Source organism: Streptomyces sp. JN8, from assembly GCF_055808075.1.
This window is the reverse complement of the sequence record NZ_CM147852.1, coordinates 7,623,332-7,643,397: the sequence shown is the minus strand read 5'-3', so window position 1 is coordinate 7,643,397 and position 20,066 is coordinate 7,623,332. Positions and strand designations below refer to the sequence as shown.

At 76.2% G+C, this 20,066-nt stretch carries 8 protein-coding genes; 5 read left to right on the top strand and 3 right to left on the bottom strand.

What is annotated here, in order from left to right; genetic code table 11:
• Nucleotides 1-94 precede the first annotated feature (94 nt).
• Together ACY0MR_RS33550 and ACY0MR_RS33545 are read right to left on the bottom strand one after the other, a co-directional pair.
• The gene (locus tag ACY0MR_RS33550; protein ID WP_473557217.1) at nucleotides 95-1,198 is read right to left on the bottom strand and encodes a hypothetical protein; all 1,104 of its coding nucleotides are present in this window, start codon (nucleotides 1,196-1,198) and stop codon (nucleotides 95-97) included.
• A gap of 133 nt (nucleotides 1,199-1,331) precedes the next feature.
• Nucleotides 1,332-1,769: an SSI family serine proteinase inhibitor gene (locus ACY0MR_RS33545; protein ID WP_388797393.1), complete on the bottom strand. Its 438-nt coding sequence runs from the start codon at nucleotides 1,767-1,769 to the stop codon at nucleotides 1,332-1,334.
• A 542-nt stretch (nucleotides 1,770-2,311) separates the two neighbouring features.
• Here ACY0MR_RS33545 and ACY0MR_RS33540 point away from each other — a divergent pair.
• The 5 genes from ACY0MR_RS33540 (at nucleotide 2,312) to ACY0MR_RS33520 (ending at nucleotide 19,385) form a co-directional block, all read left to right on the top strand.
• Complete coding sequence (locus ACY0MR_RS33540) at nucleotides 2,312-15,931, top strand: amino acid adenylation domain-containing protein (RefSeq protein ID WP_473557214.1); 13,620 nt, start codon at nucleotides 2,312-2,314, stop codon at nucleotides 15,929-15,931.
• 67 nt (nucleotides 15,932-15,998) lie between these two features.
• Nucleotides 15,999-16,337, top strand: coding sequence for a hypothetical protein (locus ACY0MR_RS33535; RefSeq protein ID WP_473557212.1), 339 nt, complete (start codon nucleotides 15,999-16,001; stop codon nucleotides 16,335-16,337).
• Between the two features lie 55 nt (nucleotides 16,338-16,392).
• Nucleotides 16,393-17,094 carry an SMI1/KNR4 family protein gene (locus tag ACY0MR_RS33530; protein ID WP_473557209.1) on the top strand — a complete coding sequence of 234 codons (702 nt, stop codon included), beginning with the start codon at nucleotides 16,393-16,395 and terminating at the stop codon, nucleotides 17,092-17,094.
• Between the two features lie 185 nt (nucleotides 17,095-17,279).
• Nucleotides 17,280-18,479: a S8 family peptidase gene (locus ACY0MR_RS33525; protein ID WP_361857525.1), complete on the top strand. Its 1,200-nt coding sequence runs from the start codon at nucleotides 17,280-17,282 to the stop codon at nucleotides 18,477-18,479.
• A gap of 114 nt (nucleotides 18,480-18,593) precedes the next feature.
• Nucleotides 18,594-19,385: a YqjF family protein gene (locus tag ACY0MR_RS33520; RefSeq protein WP_473557207.1), complete on the top strand. Its 792-nt coding sequence runs from the start codon at nucleotides 18,594-18,596 to the stop codon at nucleotides 19,383-19,385.
• Between the two features lie 13 nt (nucleotides 19,386-19,398).
• On the opposite strand, the gene ACY0MR_RS33515 is transcribed toward ACY0MR_RS33520, so the two are convergent.
• Entirely contained in the window at nucleotides 19,399-19,857 is a 459-nt protein-coding gene (locus ACY0MR_RS33515) for an SRPBCC family protein (RefSeq protein ID WP_361857520.1), read from the bottom strand.
• Nucleotides 19,858-20,066 lie beyond the last annotated feature (209 nt).

Sequence of the window (20,066 nt, the reverse complement as noted above, 5' to 3'; positions counted from 1 at the left end):
GCCCTGGGTACCGGCGGGGCGGGCCGGAGGCGGCCTCGGGACGCTCTCCGGCCCCGTCGGGCCCGGTCCGGGCCGGGCGTCGGCCGGGCGGGGGTCAGCCGAGCGCGGCGGCCCGTGCCAGCCGGGCCGCCCGCTGGACGCGGTAGGCCGCGAGGTCGTCCGCGACCTCCGCGGCGACCTGCTTCTGGTGGGCCGTCTCCAGGGCGGCACCGAGGCCGACCAGGTTGACCTTCTGCTTGCAGGCGACGTCGCGGACGGCCGCGGCGACGGCGGCGGGGCCGCCGGGGTCGTCGCCGAAGTCGTACACCGCCGTCACTTCGTAGGGGTTCGCGATGCCGGGGTATCCGTGGCGGGCCATGCAGCGCGACCAGCTCGCGAAGACGCGCCGCATCCGCGGATCGGCCGTGGCTCGGGCGTGGGCCTCGGAGGACAGCATGAACGGGAAGACCGAGTCGATGCTCGTACGGGTGGGCAGATACAGCTTCCGGTAGGCCTCGCCCCCGCAGCCGTGGACCGGCACGCTCAGGCCTCCCACCGTGATCCCGGTGTCCGTCTCCCGCGCCTCCTCCTCGGACAGGGGGCCCGTCGTCGGGGGCGGGTCGCTCGGCCGGTGGCCGTACAGCGCGGTGTGGCCGTCGTCGGTGAGCGGCGGCGCCTCCGGACGCGGCGGACGCGGTACGCCGCCGGTCCGGTCGTAGCCGTGCGCCGCCGCGAACACCGGGTCCGCGAAGCCGAAGAGGTGGCGATGGGGGTCGTCGGGACCGGTGACCGGCGCCGGATCGGGGTGGACGTACGTGATGCCGTACCGCGCCATGCACCGGGTGGTCAGCCGGTTCTGGGCGACGGCGGACGCGCGCCACTCCGCCCTCGTGTCCGTCACGCTGTCGAAGGGCAGCCTGATGTCGACGGTGGCCGGATTGACGAGGACGCGGCCGAGGGCGGGTACGGCGCCCCTGCGGCGCGGGACACGGGGGCCGTGTGCGGACGGCGTGTCCTGGGACGCGCGGGCTGACGACGCGACCGGTCCCGTCCACGGCGGCTGTGCCGGTCGGGCCGGTCCGGTCTCCCGCGCCGCGGGTGCGGGCTGCGGGAGCCGGGCGGCTGACGCGGAGCCGGCCGTGGTCGGCAGCGCGGCGAGCAGCACGGAGGCGACTAAGCCGGCGGCGGCCGCCGCCCGGCGGTTTCGGATGACATGCATGGTTCTGACCCGCTCCCTGTTCGTGGAGGTCCGATCTGTCGCGCCCGGCAGGGAGTCTGCGGACGGAGCGAACGAGCGGGCAAGGTCGAACGGGACGAATCGCCGGGCTGTGACAGAACGGACTCATTTCCGGTCAGGCGCCCGCCACGTCGGGCAGTACGGGGACGAACCCGTCCCAGCGGGCGATCTCGCAGCCGTCGGACCGGGAGAAGACGGCGTCGACCGGTCGGCCCGCCCAGGTGCCCGTGACACGGGCCGTGGCGGGCCCTCCGTACTGCATCGTGCAGAGCGAGTCCGGCGGCACCGGCGCGAAGGGATCCGTTCCCCAGGTGGTGAGTTCGTCGAGCCGGTCGCAGGCCGCCTGCGGCGCGGCGTGCGTCCCGCCCGCCGGGTGGCAGGTCAGGTGGACGGTGCCGTCGGCGGCCGGGGTGCCGCTGTGCGTCACCGTCAGGGTCAGGCGGTCGGCGGGGGCCGCCGCGCCCGGGTCGGCGGCGGCCGTCGGGGCGGCGGTGGCGGAGGCGGAGAGGGCGGTGAGGGCGAGCGCGAGCGCAGGGCCTGTGAAACGCGGCATGGACGGCTCCGGGTGACGGGAGTCGGCGGGTCGGGTGCGGCCCTGGGGGCCGGTCCCGGGCCGACCGGGCGAGACGGGGTACGGGGCTGCGCGGAGGCGCTGCCCCGGGCCTCAACCGCGGAGCCGCCGAAGAGGTCACGCGACGGCCGCCGTCGGGGGCCGCGTAGGGGTCGGGCCGACGGCAGGCCCGGTCGTGCGGGCAGGTCGTGCGGGTAGGGCGTGCGGGTCCGGTTCGAGCCCCGGTCGTCCGCGGGCCCCGGTCGACGGCAGGCCCTGCTGTGCGTGGGCCCGGCCGACGGCAGGCCCTGCTGTGCGTGGGCCCGGCCGATCCCGACGGCCCACCGGTGCTCGGCCCTGGTCGGTGGCTACGGCAGGCTCGTTGATCAGTCATGATGACCGCAGACCGAAACGGACCACTCCAGACCGATCTGGTTCACACCGGTTCCATCCAGCTGGAGATCCGAACAGACACGACCGGGGGCGGTCCTCCTCGCAGGGACTGCGGGAGCGGCCCACCCGCGGGCAGATGCACGGGGGCGTTGATGCGGGGCAGCAGCGGAACGGTACTGCTGGACGTGCTGACGGGAGCGGCCGAAGCCGCGCCCGGCCAGGTGATCGTCCACGTCGGCGGCGACGACACGGAGCACTCCGTCAGCCATCGCGCACTGCTCGACGACGCCCTGCGCGTCGCCGGCGGCCTCCTCGACGCCGGCCTCGCGCCCGGGAGCCCTCTCCTGCTGCCGGTCGAGCGGAGCGAGGAGTTCCTGCCGCTCTTCTGGGGTGCCGTCGCCGCCGGGCTCGTCCCGGTGCCGCTCGCCCCCGACCCGCGGCGCGTACGGCCCGTCGCCGAGTTCCTCGGTGAGCCCCCGGTGGCCGTCGGCCGGTCCACCGTACGGCTCCTCGACGACCTGCCCGCCTCCTCCGTTCCCCTGTTCCTCGACGACCTCCGCGCCTGCCCCGCTCCCCCGCGACTGCCCGAGCGGGCCCCCGACGACGTGGCCTTCCTGCAGTTCTCCTCCGGGAGCACCGGCGCTCCCAAGGGCGTCGAGCTGACGCACGCGGCCGTGCTCGCCAACCTGGCGCAGATCCGCGCCGCGGCCGGCATCCGTCCCACCGACGTGCTGGCCACGTGGATGCCCTACTTCCACGACATGGGGCTCATCGGCACCCACCTCGTGCCGCTGTCGGCACGCATCAGGCAGGTGCGGCTGGAACCGCTGACGTTCGCCAAGCGGCCCCTGCGGTGGCTGGAGGCCGCCTCCCGGCACCGCGCCACGCTGCTCTCGGCCGCCAACTTCGCCCTCGCGCTCGTCGAACGGCGCGTGCCCGCGGACGCGCTCCGGCACCTCGACCTCTCCTGCGTCCGCATGATGCTCGTGGGCGCGGAGCCGATCTCGCCGTCCGTGTGGCGGGCGTTCACCGGGCGGATGCGTCCGACGGGGCTCCCTGCGAGCGCGCCGACGCCCGTGTACGGCCTCGCCGAGTCCACCCTCGCCGTCACCTTCCCGCCGCCGGGCGAGATCGCCCGGCCGCTCGCCCTGGACAGGGCCGCGCTCGGCCGCGGCCTCGCCGTGGACACCGCGCCCGGCCCGGACGCGGTGGAGCTGATGGACGTCGGCGGACCCGTGCACGGCTGCTCGGTGCGGATCACCGACGACGCCGGACACCCCGCCGGCGAGCGGCGGGTCGGCCACATCGAGGTGCGCGGACCCCAGTTGGCCCGCGGCTACCACGGCGCCCCGGAGGCGACGGCGGAATCGTTCCGCGGCGCGTGGCTGCGCACGGGCGATCTGGGGTTCCTGCGCGAGGGCCGCCTCTGCGTGACCGGCCGGTCCAAGGACGTCGTCTTCGTCGACGGCCGCACCCTGCACGCCGCGGACCTGGAGGAGGTCGCGGCGCGCACGCCGGGGCTGGACCGGTGCCCGGTCGCGGTCGTGGGGTCGACCGGCCCGGGAGGCGAAGGCGAGCGCGTGGTGGTCCTCCTCGCCCCCGCGACCCCCCTCCCGGCCGTGACCCCCGCGCTCCTGCGCGCCGTCCGCGACCGGGTGCGGCAGGCCCTGGGGCACGACGACGTACGGGTGCTGGCGCTGCCGGCACGCGCGCTCCCGCGCACGACGAGCGGCAAGGTCCGGCGCGGGCTGCTGCGCGAACGCTTCGAGGGCGGGGAGTACCCGGAGATCGCGGAACGGGCCGCGCTGGGGGTGTGGGGGAGGGGCTCCTTCGGCGCCGCCGCCGGGACGGAGGAACCCGGGGCGGAGTCCGTGACTTCGCCGACGGCGGCCGCAACGGTCACCGGCTCCCTCCGTGCGGCCGCTCGCGCCGACTCCGGCTCGCAGGCCGCCCCGGTCGCGGGCTCCAGCGCAGTCGAGCCCCCGGTGTCCGACTCCGGCTCGGAGGCGGCCACCGTCGCCGGCTCCAGCGCAGTCGTCGCCACGGTGTCCGACTCCGGTTCGGAGGCCATCCCGGTCTCCGGCTCCGGTTCGGAAGCCGCCGCGGGGGCGGACTCCAGCTCAGCGACGGACTCCGACGCAGTGGCCGTGCCGGTCTCCGGCCTCGGCTCGAAGGCCGCCACGGTGGCGGACTCCAGCTCAGTGGCCATGCCGGTCTCCGACTCCGGCTCGGAAGCCGCCACGATCGCCGACTCCGGTTCGGCCGCCGCCCCGGTGTGCGCCTCCGGTTCCACAACCGCCTCGATGGCCGAATCCCGTTCCACGGCCGACCCGGTGGCCCCGCTCGTGTCCGCCGCGCCCGGTGTCCCCGCCTCGCCCGGTGTCCCCGCCTCGCCCGCCGGGCCCCCGTCCCGGCCCGCCGTCGAGGCCGTCGTACGCGAAGTCTGGGCGCGGACGCTCGGGCTGCCCGACCGGGCCATCGGGGCGCACGACGACTTCCGGGCCCTCGGGGGCTCCTCCCTGAAGGCCATGGAGGTCCTGGCGGGACTGGAGGACGCGTTCGGCCTGGAGCTGCGGCCCTCCGCCGTCCGCGAGCACACCACCGTGGCCGCCCTGGCCGGCCTGGTCCTCGCCGGAGGCACGTCCGGTGGACCGGGGGCTGCCGGGACGCCGCCGCACGACACGACGGACGCGGGCTCCCCGTCGAACGGCGGCTCCGGCGGGCTGCCGGGCCCGCGCCGCGGGTCCGGGCAGGAGGCTCCGCGCGGGGCCGGGCGGACCGTCGAGCCCGTGATCGCCGTCTCCGCGCTGGCCTGCCGCCTCCCCGGCGCCGACACGCCCGAGGCCTTCTGGGAGCGGCTCCTGGAGGGCTACGACGCCGTCACCCCCGTACCCGTCGGGAGGTGGGCAGGCGCGGCCGACGGGCCCGCCCGCCGGGGTGCGTTCCTCGACGAACCCGACGGTTTCGACGCGGGGTTCTTCGGCATCGGGGAGGAGGAGGCGCGGGCGACCGACCCGCAGGCGCGGATCCTGCTGGAGCTCGCCCACGAGGCCCTGGAGCGGGCCGGATACGCCGGGCCGCGGCGACGCGGGCGGTGCGTGGGGGTGTTCGTCGCCGCCGGTGACAGCGGATACCGGCGGATCCTCGAAGAGGCCCACGGCCCCGAGGGGTTGCCCGCCGCCGCCCTCACCGGGAACCTCCCCAACATGCTCGCCGCCCGCGTCGCGCACTGCCTCGACCTGACGGGGCCCGCCCTCGCGGTCGACACCGCCTGCTCCTCCGCCCTCGTCGCCCTCCACCTGGCGCGTCGCAGCCTCCAGGCCGGCGAGTGCGACGTCGCCGTGGTCGGCGGCGTCCACCTCAACCTCACCCCGGCCGGGTACGCGCTCCTGGAGAAGGCCCGGGCGCTGTCCCCGACCGGGCGCTGCCACGCCTTCGGGGCGGCGGCCGACGGCTTCGTCCCCGGCGAGGGAGGCGCGGCGCTGGTGCTGACCAGGCTCGACGAGGCCGAGCGGGCCGGGGACCCCGTCCTCGCCCTGCTGCGCGGCACCGCCGTCAACAACGACGGCAGCTCCCTCAGCCTGATGGCGCCCAACCCCCTGACCCAGCGCGAGGTCATCACGGAGGCGTACCGCGACGCCGGTGTCGCACCCGAGGACGTGTCGTACGTGGAGGCGCACGGCACCGGCACACCGATCGGCGATCCCGTCGAGGTGCGCTCGCTCGCCCACGCCTTTCCGCCGCTGCCCGACGGGCGGCTCCGGATGCTGGGGTCGGTCAAGGCGAACATCGGCCATCTGCTCAACGCCGCCGGCATGCCGAGCCTGGTGAAGGTGGTCCTCGCGCTCGGGCAGCGGCGCCTGCCCCCGTCGCCGCTGCGGACCGCGCCGCCCGCGCCGTCGCTCGACCTGGCCGGCGCCGGATTCGAGCTGGTGGAAGCCGTCCGCGCCTGGGAGGCGCCCGGACCGCTCCTCGCGGGCGTCAACGCCTTCGGGTTCGGGGGGACGAACGCGCATGCCGTCCTGGAGGAGGCCCCGGTCCGGAGTCGCCCGGAGCAGCGGACGCCTGCGGGGCAGCGAGCGGCACACAGCTCGGCGGACGGCTCGGCGGACGGCTCGGAAGGCCGCTCGGCGGACGGATTCGCGGGCGGCTGGAGCGCCGGTGCCGGCCCCCGGCAGCCTCGGCTGCTCACCCTGTCGGCGCACGGGGACGAGGCGCTTCGCGCCGCCGCCGCCGACCTCGCCGCCCATCTCAGGGAGCGTCCCGGACTCGACGAGGGAGACGTCTGCGCCGCCGTCGCCGAGACGCGCGACGAGGGTCCCGACCGTCTCGCGCTCGTCGCCGACGGCGACCTGGCCGCCCGGCTCGAAGCCGTACGGCTCAACTCGGCTCGGCCCGACTCCGTACGCGACGGGAGGCGGCCGGCCGGGACGCCCGTGCGGTCACGTGCCCGCCTCGTCCTGCTCCTGCCCGGGCAGGGCGTGCGGCCGCGGGAGCAGGCCCGTGTGCTCCACGACGAGGCGCCCGCCTTCCGCGCGGCGCTCGAAGAGGCGTCCGGGCATGCCGGGCCGATCGCCGGGCGCAGCCTCGCCGCCTGGTGCCTCGACGATGTGTCGCCCGACGCGGCGGCCCGCACCGACGTCGCCCAGCCCCTCCTCGTCGCCTACGGTGTCGCGCTGGCCCGTCAGGTCCGGGCCTGGGGCGTCGTCCCGGACGCCGTCGCCGGGCACAGCGTCGGCGAGCTGGCGGCCGCGTGCGTGGCGGGGACGCTGCCGCTCCCCGACGCCGTGCGGTTCGCCGCCGAACGCGGCCGTCTGATGGCCGACTCGTGCCCCCCGGGAGCGATGGCCGCCGTCCGCTGCGACGAGCGGGCGGTCGCGGACGTGGTGGCCGCCGCCCGGGGCGACCTGGACATCGCGGCCGTCAACGGTCCCGACCAGGTCGTCCTCGCCGGGACGGCGGCCGCGGTCGACCACGCCGTGGCCGTCCTCTCCGGCCGGGGGATCGCGGCGCGTCGGCTCGGGGTGTCCCGGGCCTTCCACTCGTCCCTCATGGATCCGGCGCTCGACGCGCTGGCCGAAGCGGCACGGGGCCTCACGCCGCGCCGGCCGCAGGGGACGGCGACGCCCCTGATCAGCACGGTCACCGCCGACTGGCAGCCCGTCCTGGACCCGGCCCACCTGCGGGCCCACGCCCGGCAGCCGGTGCGCTTCGGCGCCACCGTGCAGCGGCTGCTCGACGACGGCTACGACACCTTCTTGGAGCTCGGCGCCGCCACGCTCGGCGGTTCCGTGCGCGCCGTCGCGGCCGCGCACCCGCGCGGGAGCGGGGCGCTCGCCCTCGCGGCAGGGCACCGGGACGGCGCCCGGGGGCTCCTGGAGACCGTCGGCCGGCTCTGGGAGCGAGGCGTGCCGCTGGACCGCACCGGGCTCGACGCCGGACGGACGCGGATCCCCGTCCCCACCTATCCCTTCCAACGGCGCCGCTACCGGCCGGCCACCGCTGCCCGGCCGCTGCTGCACCTGATCGAGTGGGACGACGCCCCGGCGACCGTCGTGCCCGGGCCGCGTTCGGTCCTCCTCGCGGGGCCGGAGTCGCAGCTCTCCCGGGCGTTCGCGGACCGGCTCCGGGCGCGCGGAGTCGTGGTCCGGCACGCGGGGGACCCGTCGGCCGACCCGGCGGCGGTCACCACCGCGGAAACGCCTCCGGGTGAGGCCGTCGCGCCCGAGGTCGTCGTGCTGCTCGCCGGTCCCGGCCCCGAGGCGGATCCGGCCGACGGCCCCGACGCCGACGCCCTGGACGCGGCCCACCGTGCCCTCACGACCCGCCTGCGGGCACTGCTGCCGGAGCTCGCCGCGCACCGGCCGCGCGTCCTCCTCGTCACCGAGGACGTCCACGTCACCGGGGCCGGAGCCGAGCGGCCGCACCCCGCGCAGGCCGTTCTGACCGGACTGGCCCTGGCGCTGCCCGAGGAGTACCCCGGGGTGCTCGCCCACAGCGTCGACCTCTCCTCCCTCGACGGGACGGACGCGCGGCTCGACGCCCTGGACCGCGAACTGACCGCCGGCCCCGCCGTGCCCGACGCCGCCGGGGACCTTCGTCCCGCGCCCGCCGTCGCCTGGCGGGCGGGACGACGCCTGGGCCGGACGACCCGGCCCGCGACCTCCGGCGCCGCCTCGGACGAGTCCGCGCTGCCGCCCCACGGGACGTACCTGATCACCGGCGGCACCGGCGGCGTGGGAGCCGCGCTGGCCCGCGATCTCGCGGGGAGGGGCCGGCCGACCCTGCTGCTCACCGGCCGTGCGGCCGAGCCGCCCGCCGGGCTCCTCGGGGAACTCCGGGCGCTCGGCGCCACCGTGGAGTACCGCGCCGCCGATGTCTCCCGTCCCGCAGACGTCGACACGCTGCTCGCGGGTCTGCCGCGACTCGACGTCCTCCTCCACGCCGCCGGAGTCGTACGGCCGGGCACACTGCGGGCCAAGACGCCCGACGAGATCGCCGACGCCCTGGCCGCGAAGACGCGGGGCACCGCCCTGCTCGCCCGCGGCCTCGTCAAGCACGACCTGCGCCCCGGCCTGTGCGTGGCGTTCTCCTCGGTCTCCGCCGTCCTTCCCGGGCTCGCGGGGGCGATCGGCGACTACGCCGCCGCCAACGCCTACCTCGACGCCTTCGCCGCCGCCGAACGGTCCGCGGGCCGGCCCTGGCAGGCGGTCGGCTTCGCGGCGTTCGCCGGGACGGGACTCGCCTCCGGCGGCACGCGCGGGCCGCGGCCGCTGACGACCGGCGAGGCGCTGGCGGCGCTGCACACCGCCGGCGGCATCGACGCCGCTCAGCTCCTCGTCGCCGACCTCGGACGCGGGGCCACGGCACCCCGGCCACCGCACCTCACCGACGCCCCGGTCCCGCCCCGCTCCCCGCGCACGGCCACGTCCGGGTCCACGTCCACGCGCAGGGCCGCGGCCGTGGCGACGCGACCGTCCGCCCCCGTAAGGGCGTCGGCGCTCGACACCGAGCCCGCAGCCGTGCCCGCGCCCGCCGCGCAGGCGGCGGGCACCGGCACCGGCACCGGCACCGGCACCGGCACCGGCGGAGTGACGCCTCTCCTGCGGCAGCTGCTGGCCGAGGCGCTCCACGTCTCCGCCGAAGCCCTCGGCGACGACGTGCCGCTGCTCGGTCTCGGCCTCGACTCGCTCATGGCCGTCGACCTCGTCAAGCGCCTGGAGCGGGAGCTGGACCGGTCCCTGCCCGTCACGCTGTTCTTCGAGCACCGTACCCTCGGCGAACTCGCCCGCGCGCTGGGCGACTCGGCACCCCTCTCCCCCTCCCCCGCGCGCCTCGCCGCGGCGCCCTCCCCCGACGACGGCGCCCCCTTCCCCCTGACGCCGGTCCAGCTCGCCTTCCACACGCAGGGCGGCCTGTACCCGGAGGTGCCCGCCTACGGGTACGTCACCCAGGACATCCGCGGCCCCCTCGACCCCGGGCTGCTCGGCCGGGCGCTCGCCCTGCTCGCCGACCGGCACTCCATGCTGCGCATCCGGGTCCTCCCCGGCGATTCGGGCCCCGTCCAGTACGCCGTACCGGCCTCGCGCGGTCACGACGGGATGCCCGGCTGGTACGAGGTGCGCGAGCTGCCCGGCGAACGGGACGCCGAGACGGAGTGCGCGGAGCTCGAAGAGGCCCTCCGCAACCGGCCGTTCGACCTCACCGCCGAGGAGCCCCTGCGCGCCGTGCTCGCCCTCGGCACACGGAGGACCCGCGCCCCCGGCGGACGCCGCGAGGTCGATGAGACCATCGAGGCCGAGTGGATCGCGGAGTCCCGCGGGACCGCGGGGTCCGCCGTCATCGGCGAAGCCCGCGAGGAGTTCCTGCGGCTCGTGCTCGTGGTGCACCACGTGGCCGCCGACGGGTTCAGCCTGAACGTCCTCGGCGAGGAACTCTGGACTCTCTACACCGCCCTCGCGCAAGGCGCCGCGCCTGAACTCCCCCCGCTCACGACCGACTTCGCCGCGTTCCAGGCCCACGAGCGGTCCGCGCGCTCCGAGTCGGCCCTCGCCGAGAGCCGGGCGTACTGGCGCGGTGTCCTCCGCCGGCAGGGGGAGCCGCTCGCCCTCCCGTACGACGGTGATCCGCTGGGCCTCCCCGAACCCCCGCTCCTCGCCCACCAGGTGACCCCGGGGCCCGCCCTGTCGACCGCGCTCCAGGAGACGGCCGCCGCCCACGGGGTGTCGCTCTTCCACCTGCTCCTCGCGGCGTACGCGCGCTGCCTCTCGCGGTGGAGCGGCGGCCGGGAGGACGTCACCGTGAACGTGGCGAGGGCGCGTCGCGAGGCGCGGCTGCCGGGCGTCGACCGGCTGGTGGGACCGCTGGCCGACACCCTCCCGGTTCCCGTCCGCGTCGACCCTGAGGACTCGGTGCACGCGCTCGCCGTACGGCTCCGCGACGCGTGGCCGGAGAGCGAGCGGCACGGCCTGCTCACGAGCCTCGACCTGGCCCGCCTCCTGCCGGCGGACGGGGCCGGGCCCCGTACCGCCGCGCCCGCGTCCTTCAGCTTCGCCCGCTTCCCCGTCGCGCTCGACCCCCGGTGCCCCGTGGAGGTCCGCCCGACCTCGGCCGGAACGGCCTCCGCGGCCACCCGGCTCGGGCTGCTGTGCTGGGAGTCCGACGGGGAGCTGGCCTTCTCCTGGAACTTCCCCGCCCGGCTCTTCGCCCCGACCACCGTCGCCCGCCTCGCCGCGGAGCACCTCGCCGAACTCACGGAGGCGGCGGGCCTCGGCGGGCCTCCGGCTTCCGCCTCGTCATCGGTCACGGGGTCGGCTTCGGTGACGAGTCCGGCGCCACTTCCGGCTCCCGCTCCGATCGCGCGGGCGGCAGCTGCGACGGCCACGACGGCGGTCGAGGCTCCGGCCACGGCCGCGGGCCCCGACCGGGCGACTCCGGGCGACGCCCCCTCCGGCCCGCGGCCTTCGGGCGACATCGTCGCCCGGCTGCTCGCCCGGTTCCGGGCCACGCCGGACGCGATCGCCGTCGACACCGACGGAGTCACCCTCGGCTACGCCGAGTTGGACCGGACGTCCGCCGCCCTCGCCGCCCGCCTGCGGGCTCGCGGTGTGGTCCCGGGCGACCTCGTGGGGCTGCTCGTCGAGCCGGGCGCCGACGCCGTCACCGGCGTGGTCGGCATCCTGCGCGCCGGTGCCGGCTGGGTTCCGCTGGACGCCGCGCATCCCCCCGCACGCCTCACAGACCAGCTGAGCCGGTCCCGCGCGGGAGTCCTCGTGTGCCACGCGGCGACCCGTGACGCGGCGGCCGCACTCGCCGCCGAGGCCGGGCTCGCCCTGGTCGCGGCCGACGACACCGCCCCGGTGCCGATGCCCTGCGACGCGGACACGGAGGACGCGTCGCCCTCCCACGACCCCGACTCCCCCGCGTACGTCATCTTCACCTCCGGCTCCACCGGTCGCCCCAAAGCGGTCCCCATCACGCGCCGTTCCCTGACGAACTACCTCGACTGGGCACTGGACACCTTCGGCTACCACGCGGGCGACCGCCTCGCCCAGACGGCCTCGCTCTGCTTCGACGCGTCGGTGCGCCAGCTCCTCGCGCCCCTCCTCGTCGGGGCCGCCGTCGTCACCCTCCCCCGGCAGCTCCTCCGGGACCCCGAGGCGCTGCTGGACCGCGTCGAACAGGCCCGGATATCGGTCTGGAGTTCCGTCCCGAGCCTGTGGTCCCGCCTCCTGGAGGCCGCCGAGACCCGCGTACGGGAGGGCGGGCCGGCGCCCGACCTGTCGGCCCTGCGCTGGATCCACGTCGGCGGGGAGGCGCTCCCGCCCTCCCACGTACGCCGCTGGTACGACCTGTTCGGGCCGGGTCACCGGATCGCCAACCTCTACGGGCCCACCGAGGCCACCATCAACGCCACCTTCCACCTCATCGACACCCGGCCCGCCGACGACGTACGGACGCTGCCCATCGGCACCCCCCTCACGGGCACCGACATCGACGTCGTCACGCCCGACGGGCTGCGGCGCTGCGCGCCCGGCGAGCCCGGCGAACTGCTCATCGCCGGGGTGGGGCTCACCCCCGGCTACCTCCACGCGCCGGAGCTGACCGCCGCCGCGTTCACCGTGCGCGACGGGCGCCGCTGGTACCGCAGCGGCGACCGCGTCCGGCGCGGCGAGGACGGCGTCGTCGAGTTCCTCGGACGGCTCGACGACCAGGTGAAGATCCGCGGGCACCGGGTGGAGCTCGGCGAGATCGAGTCGGTGCTGCTGAGCCATCCGGCGGTGGCCCGCGCCGCCGTGGTCCACCGCGACGAACGGCTGGCCGCCTTCGTGCAGTGCCTGCCGGGCGTGCCGGGGCCCGCGTCGACGGCGCTCCGCGCCCACCTGGCGCGGACCCTGCCGGAGTACATGCTGCCGCACCGGATCCACTTCGCCGACGACCTGCCCCTGACGGGGACCGGGAAGATCGACCGCGCCGCCCTGAAGCCCCCGGCCGGGGACACCGACGGAATCCCGACGCCGTCGGCAGGGTCGCTGCCCGCCACGCCGACCGAGGTGCTGCTGGCCCGCGTCTGGTCCGAACTCCTCGACGCGGAGGCCCACGCGCTGCGTCGCGAGGACGACTTCTTCGCCCTCGGCGGCGACTCCCTGCTCGTACTCCAGGTGTTCGCCCGGCTGCGCGAGACGATTCCCGCGCTCCCCCGGCCCACCGTCGTGTACGCGCACCGGACGCTCGCGGCGCTCGCCGCCGCCATCGACCGGGGCCCGGCGGACGGGCCCGAAGGGACCGCTCCGGTGGACGCGGGCACCGAGCCGCGCGCGCACGGCGGCCCGCCCTGCCCCTCCCCTCCACCCGTGGACTCCCCTGCCCCCTCCCCCTTCCGTCCCTCGTTCCCCACGCCCTTCCTGCTGTCGCCGTCGCAGCGCGGGTTCCTGCTCGCCGAGGCCATGGCGCCCGGCTCGCCCACGGCGTGGCTCGCCTGCCTGCGGGTGGACGGCCCCCTGCGGCCGGAGGTCTTCCAGCAGGCCGTCGACGTCTGTGTCGCGCGCCACCCGATGCTCCGGACCGTGTTCCCCGCCGGAATGCGACCGCCCGTCCAGCAGGAACTGCCGCCCAGCCTCCGGCTGCCGGTCGCCTTCGAGACCCTCGCGGAGCCGGACCTCCTCGCGGCACGGATCGCCGAGGAACGCGCACGGCGCTTCGAGACCTGGACCTGGCCGCTGCTCCGCCTGCGGGTGCTCACCCTCGGGCCCGACGAGCACGCGCTCGTCGTCCACGCCCACCACCTCATCGGCGACGGCTACAGCGTGACGCTGCTCGGGCGGGAGCTGCTCGCCGCCTACGACCGTGTCCTCCGCGGCGAGGCCGGCGAACTCCCGCCGCTGCGCGGCACGTTCCGCGACCATGTCCGGTCCCTCCGGGACCGCGCCGCCTCGAACGGCGACGCGTCCGGTGACGCGTCCGGCGTGGTCCTCGGCGGGCGTTCCGAGCGCGCCGACCGGCTCGCCCGGCCGTACTCCCGGCCCGTCCTCGGAGCCCGTACCGCGGAACGGTCCCCTGCCGAGGGCCCCGCGGCGGTCGGGCCCCACCGCTCGACCGGATTCACCCTGGACGCAGCCGCGGTCTCCGCGCTGCGGCGGTGCGCGAACGGCGCCGGTACGACGCTCTTCGCCCCGGTCCTGACCGCGTACTACCGGACGCTGGCCGACGCGACGGGGCAGGCGGACCTCATCCTCGGGCTGGCGGTCTCCGGCCGCGACGACACGCATCCCGACGCGCATCTGGCGTTCGGACCGTACGCCGCCGCCGTTCCCCTCAGGCCCGGCGGCGGGAGGGACCTCCCACCCGGTGCCGGGACGGGTTCCCCGGCCGGCCCCGGGACCGGTGGCCCCACGTTCGCCGAGGACCTCCGGGCGGTCGTGGCGGAGGTCGAGGCGGCCCGGTCCAAGGGGGTTCCGCCGCTCGGGGGCGAGGGCGGCGGACTGCCGTCCACGGCCCAGTTCTTCTTCACCTTCCTGGACTTCTCCGCCCTGGGGCCGATGAGCGGGGACACGCTGAGGGTGCGGTGGGACGAGACCGACGCGGAGCTCGCGCCGCCGCCGGTCGGCACGGACACCTTCCTGGCGGTGCGTCCGGTCGGGGAGGGCCGGCTGCGGGTGACGCTGCGCGCGTCGGCGACGGCGTTCCCCGACGACACGGCGTTCGCCGCGTTCGCGGAGGCTCTGCGGGGTGCGATGGCCGCGTGCGACGCGGTGCCGGAGGACGTACGGCCTTTCGCTCCCGACGCGCACCCGGCGCGGGGCGTCCTGGACTCCGCGCTCGTCGGGTACCTCCCGCCGCCCGCTCAGCTGTCGGCGCTGGCCGGCGGCCTCCGCACGGGCGACGGGACGGGGGCCGCCGGCGGCGATCCGCGCGCGTGGCTGCGGGAGGCGCTCTTCCCGGGCGGGCACCCGCGCCTCGTGGAGGAGATCGACACTCCCCTGGGGCGCTCGGGGTTCGTGTGCCTTCCGCTCTTCGCCGACGAACTCGCGTCGACACCCGACCTCGCCGCCCGGACGGCACGGGCCGTGGAACACGCGGCGTCGCTGGGGGCCCGGTCCGTCTCGCTCGCCGGCATGATCCCGTCGCTGACCGCGTACGGCTTCGGGGTGCTGCGCGAGACGGAGGGACCGACGGCGGTGACGACCGGGCACGCGGCGACCGCGGTGTCCGTGGTGAAGACCGTCCACGCGGCCCTCGCCCGAACGGGCCGCACGCGCGCGGGAACCGGAGGATTCGACGTCGATGAAGGGCGCGACACCGCCGCGGATCCCGAGGGCACCGTCGGGGCCGGCAGCCCCGGTGGCGTCGGGAGCCGCGGCGAGCACGACGACCTGAGCGCTCTCGGAGATCTCGGGGATCTCGGAGATCTCACCGTCGCCGTCGTGGGCCTGGGCTCCATCGGGAGTTCGTCGCTCGAACTCCTCCTGACGCTCGCGCCCGCGCCCCCCGCGCGGCTGATCCTGTGCGACGTCGAGGGCAGCGCGGCACGCCTGCGGGCGCTCGCCGAGGACCTGGCCGGCCGCGGGCTCGCCGGGGACGTGGAGGTCCACGAGTCGGGGGCGTCCGGGCTTCCGGCCGCGGTCTACGCGGCGGACCTGCTCGTCACGGCCGTCAGTGGCGGGCGGGCGGTCCTCGACGTGTCACGGCTGCGGCCGGGCACGATCGTCGTCGACGACTCCTTCCCCCACTGCTTCGACACCGCCGAGGCGCTGGCGCGGATGCGCGAGCGGCGCGACGTCCTGATCGTCGGGGGCGGACTGCTGTCCGTCGGCGCGCCGGGACCGGTCGGGGCGGACGGCTCCGGCGAAGCCGGCGGCCGCGGCGGCGGGGCGCCCGATGGCCGAGCAGCACCCGGATCTCCCACGGGGCCGTCAGCCCCCGGTCCTGGAGAGGCCGTCGTCCGTCGTACGGCACCGGGGCTGCCTCCGGCCGTCGCGGCCGGGTACGCCGCGCGCTCGTGGCTTCCCGGCACGGTCGCCTCGTGCCGCCTGGAGTCGCTGCTGCACGCCGCGGATCCGGAACTGCCGCTGGTGCACGGGCTGGTGGACGCGCGACTGGCACGGGCGTACTGGCGGGGCATGGCGGCGGCCGGGGTCACCGCGGGTCCGCTGCACCTGCTGGGCCATGCCGTCGCGGCGGAGGACGACGCCCTCGCGGGCTTTCCGGCCCGGCGGGGCGGCGCCCCTCAGGGGCCGGCCGTACGGCGGGATCCCACGGGACGGCGACCATGACGATGATGACGGGCCTGGCGAGGGCGGCAGGGATGACGGGCACGCGGGCGGACGGGGCGGAACGATCATGAGACACGAGCCGAAGGCGTGGTACGGCGTCAGAACCTTCCACCGGTGGGTGGGCTGGGAGAACAGCCCGTACGAGGAACGGGTCGTGCTGTTCCGGGCGCGCTCCCTCGACGAGGCCGTCGAGCTGGCGGAGCGGGAGGCGGCCGCCTACGCCGGGGAGAGGGGTTTCGAGCTCCTCGACCTCGTGCAGGCCTACCGGATCACCGACGACGCCGACGAGGAGGTGGGCGCGGGGACGGAGGTGTTCTCCCTGCTCCACGCGGCCGACCTCCCGGAGGACGGGTTCCTGGAGCGCTACGCCCCGGAGCCGGAGTCCGCAGAGGGACCGACGCAGTGAGGTGCGCCGCCGGGGACCGGTCCGGGGCGGGGCTCCTCCGGAGTAGGCCGGCCCGGTGACCGCTCCCTTCGATCTCGCGGCGCTGACCGCGCTGTGCCCGCCTCCCTCCGTGGTCCCGGCGGCGCCCGACTGGTCGCGCGCCGAGAGGGAGCTGGGCGTGCGCCTGCCCAGGGACTACAAGGAACTGGTGGCCGCCTACGGGCCGGGCGAGTTCTGCGACTTCCTCACCCTGTACCGGACGGGTGCCCTCAGCGAGTGGGTGGACCTGACCGGTCCCGTGCCCGCGCGGCTGCGGACGCAGCTCGACGCGGTCCGGGCCGCCGGCGCACGTCACCGGGAGGGCCCGCCCTGTGCCACGGAGGATCTCCTGGCCATGGGAGTCACGGGATCGGGGGCGTACCTGTTCTGGATGACCCGGCCCCGTGAGGACCCCGAGCGGTGGCCGATCGCGGTCAGCGAGCGGCTGGGCGCTCCGTGGTTCACCTACCGGGGCTCGCTGACGCGGCTGCTGGTCGAGGTGCTCGGCGGGACGCTGCGCGTCCCGCTGTTCCCGGCGGACCTGTTGTCCGGCGGGCCCTCCTTCACCGCGTCCCGGCTCCGCGGCCGCGTGCCCGTCACCGAGGAGAACGACCGGCCGCCGGTCGACACCGGCACCGTCCGCGCCTGGGCACGCGCCAACGGCACAGACAGCGGGGGCGCGAGCGGGAGTTCGGAGGCGTGCCGATCGTCTCCGGGATCGCCGTCACGTCGAACGTGACCGTTTCAGGGAGGACTTGGCCAGGGGCCGTGTGGGTCGTGAAGGCGATGCGGAGAGCTGTTTAAGAAACCTTGTTGAATATCGCTTTACCCCGGGTTCGGTCTTGATTTGCTCCTGCCAATCCGAACAGGGTTCTCTCGAACGTTTGACGCCCCACACGTCAACACGAGGAGAGATCCACTTTCATGGCAACTCACAAGCGATCCCACGGACTTCGCAACGCGGCCATAGCCACAGGCACGGCGGCCGCGGCCGCCGCGGCGCTGTTCGCGGGCAACCTGGCCGGAGCGGCCACTCCGGCCGAGGGCACCGTCCACGGACTCGGCGCCCCGGGCGCCGTCGAGGGCAGCTTCGTCGTCATCCTCGACGCATCCGCGAACAAGGCGGACCTCGCCAAGAAGTACGGCGGCAAGCTCGTCCGCTCCTACGGCTCCGAGGTGAACGGCTTCTCGGCGTCCGACCTGTCCGTCGACGAGGCCAAGCGCCTCGCCGCCGACCCCGCGGTCGGCACCGTCGTGCAGAACAAGCGCTTCAGCATCAAGGAGACCCAGGAGCAGCCCCCGTCCTGGGGCCTGGACCGGATCGACCAGGCCGACACGGCCGGGGACCAGAAGTACTCGTACCCGGACAACGGCGGCGAGGGCGTCACCGCGTACGTCATCGACACCGGCGTCCGCATCTCGCACCAGGACTTCGGCGGCCGGGCCACCCACGGCTTCGACGCCGTGGACAACGACCAGTCCGCCGACGACGGCAACGGCCACGGCACGCACGTGGCGGGCACCATCGCCGGCACCTCCCACGGAGTCGCCAAGAAGGCCAAGGTCGTCGCCGTCCGCGTGCTGGACGACAACGGCTCCGGCACCACCGAGCAGGTCGTGGCGGGCATCGACTGGGTCACCGAGAACCACTCGGGTCCCTCGGTCGCCAACATGAGCCTCGGCGGCGGCGCCGACGAGGCCCTGGACGCGGCGGTCAAGCGGGCCATCGACTCCGGCGTGACCTTCGCGGTGGCCGCCGGCAACGAGTCCTCGGACGCCGGCCAGGGCTCGCCCTCGCGGGTGCCCGAGGCGCTGACCGTCGCCTCCAGCACCAAGGACGACCAGCAGTCGGACTTCTCGAACTTCGGGTCCGTGGTCGACATCTACGCTCCCGGCTCGGACATCACCTCGGCCTGGAACGACAGTGACACCGGCGTCAAGACGATCTCCGGAACGTCGATGGCCAGCCCGCACGTCGCGGGTGCCGCCGCCCTCTACCTGGCGGCCAACCCGTCGGCCACGCCGGCCGACACGGCCACCGCGCTGACCGGTGCGGCCACCCCGGACGCCATCAAGAACGCCTCCGCGGGCACCGCGAACAAGCTCCTGAAGGTCACGCCGTAACCGCACCACCACGAACGCCGGGGTCGTCCGTGCCCCCGGCGCCCGTTGAAGAGGTGGCCCTCCACACATCCGTGGAGGGCCACCTCCGCGTGCGCGGTGCCCGATACTGTCGGCATGCCGCCGCAGCCCGCCGCGCTCCCCGAGCCGATATCGGCCGACCCGCCGCACCGCACGGACCGCACCCTGCTCACCCAGTCCTGGCTCGACCTGGCGTTCCTGCACTGGGCCGCGGACCCCGCCGACGTGGCCCCGCTCCTGCCGGCCGGAACCGTGCCCGACACCCATGACGGCGTCACCTACGTGGGCCTGGTCGCCTTCCGCATGCACCGGGTCGGCTGGTTCCGGCTCCCCGGCGTCCCCTACCTCGGGTCCTTCCCCGAGACGAACGTCCGGCTGTACTCCGTGGACGCCCACGGACGCCGGGGCGTCGTCTTCCGCTCCCTCGACGCGTCGCGCCTCATCCCGGTGGCCGTCGGCCGGTGGGCGTTCCGGATCCCGTACGTCTGGTCCAGGATGAGCGTCCGGAGCGACGGCCCCACCGTGACCTACACGAGCAGTCGTCGCTGGCCGGGTCCGCGCGGCGCGCGCAGCGCGATCAGCGTGGAGGTCGGTGAACCGGTGGCCGAGCCCACCGCCCTCGAACACTTCCTGACCGCCCGCTGGGGCATGCACAGCTCATTCCGCGGGCGGCCGCTCTACCTCCCGAACACCCACCCGCGCTGGCCCCTGCACCGCGCCCGGCTGCTCGACTGCGACGAGACGCTGCTCACCGCCGCCGGCCTGGAGCGGCCCGCCGGGCCGCCCGTCAGCGTCCTCTACTCGCCGGGCGTCCCGGTCCGCTTCAGCGCCCCGCCGCGGGCTCCGCGCGGTGCGCGGGTCCCGCGGCAGAGGGACGCGGACCGGTAGGCCGCCCGTCGCCTCAGCGCGGGGCGATCCCCGCCTCCGCCGCCGCCTTGATCCGGGCGCCGAAGCCGGGGGCGTCCTTGCGGGCGGCGGAGAGCGCCAGGCCCGTGAGGAGCCTGCCGAGGCCGTGGCCTTCGAGGACGTTGTAGATCCGCACCTGCGTCCGGCCGCCGGTGAGCGGTTCCAGGTCGTACCCGCCCTCGCGGGCCGTGACGAGGTTCTTGGACTCCTCGGCCCAGCGGAGCTTCACGGGGGCTTCGAGGGCGGTGATGCGGAACTCCCTCCGCGTCTTCATCCCGGCGTCCTTGACCGTGCTCCGGAAGACGGTCCCGACGGCCGTCGGGCCCTCCGGGACCCGCTCGATCCCGAGCACCCGGGGGCTGAACTCGGGGTCGTTGCGGCCGTCGGAGAGGAAGGCGAAGACCTCCTCCACCGGCCGGTCCACCTCGAACGTCGCTTCGAACTGTCCTGTCACGGGGCACCCCGGATCGGTCGGGCGGCGCGCCCCCGCCCGCGCCTGCGGCGACGAGGGTCCGTCCTCGTCGTACCACCGCCGTTGTCGTAGTGGCAGCACGACCCTACGTGACCGCGGGGCGGACCGCCCGGCGAGCGGGGTGCTCCCGGCAGCGGTCCGCGCACCGGCCCGGACGCGCACCGCGGGACGCGGGCGGGCCGGGGCCCCCG

Coding starts and splice junctions, on each gene's coding strand:
- ACY0MR_RS33550 (WP_473557217.1), bottom strand. CDS start 1,198: ATGCATGTCATCCGAAACCGCCGGGCGGCGGCCGCCGCCGGCTTAGTC.
- ACY0MR_RS33545 (WP_388797393.1), bottom strand. CDS start 1,769: ATGCCGCGTTTCACAGGCCCTGCGCTCGCGCTCGCCCTCACCGCCCTC.
- ACY0MR_RS33540 (WP_473557214.1), top strand. CDS start 2,312: ATGCGGGGCAGCAGCGGAACGGTACTGCTGGACGTGCTGACGGGAGCG.
- ACY0MR_RS33535 (WP_473557212.1), top strand. CDS start 15,999: ATGAGACACGAGCCGAAGGCGTGGTACGGCGTCAGAACCTTCCACCGG.
- ACY0MR_RS33525 (WP_361857525.1), top strand. CDS start 17,280: ATGGCAACTCACAAGCGATCCCACGGACTTCGCAACGCGGCCATAGCC.
- ACY0MR_RS33520 (WP_473557207.1), top strand. CDS start 18,594: ATGCCGCCGCAGCCCGCCGCGCTCCCCGAGCCGATATCGGCCGACCCG.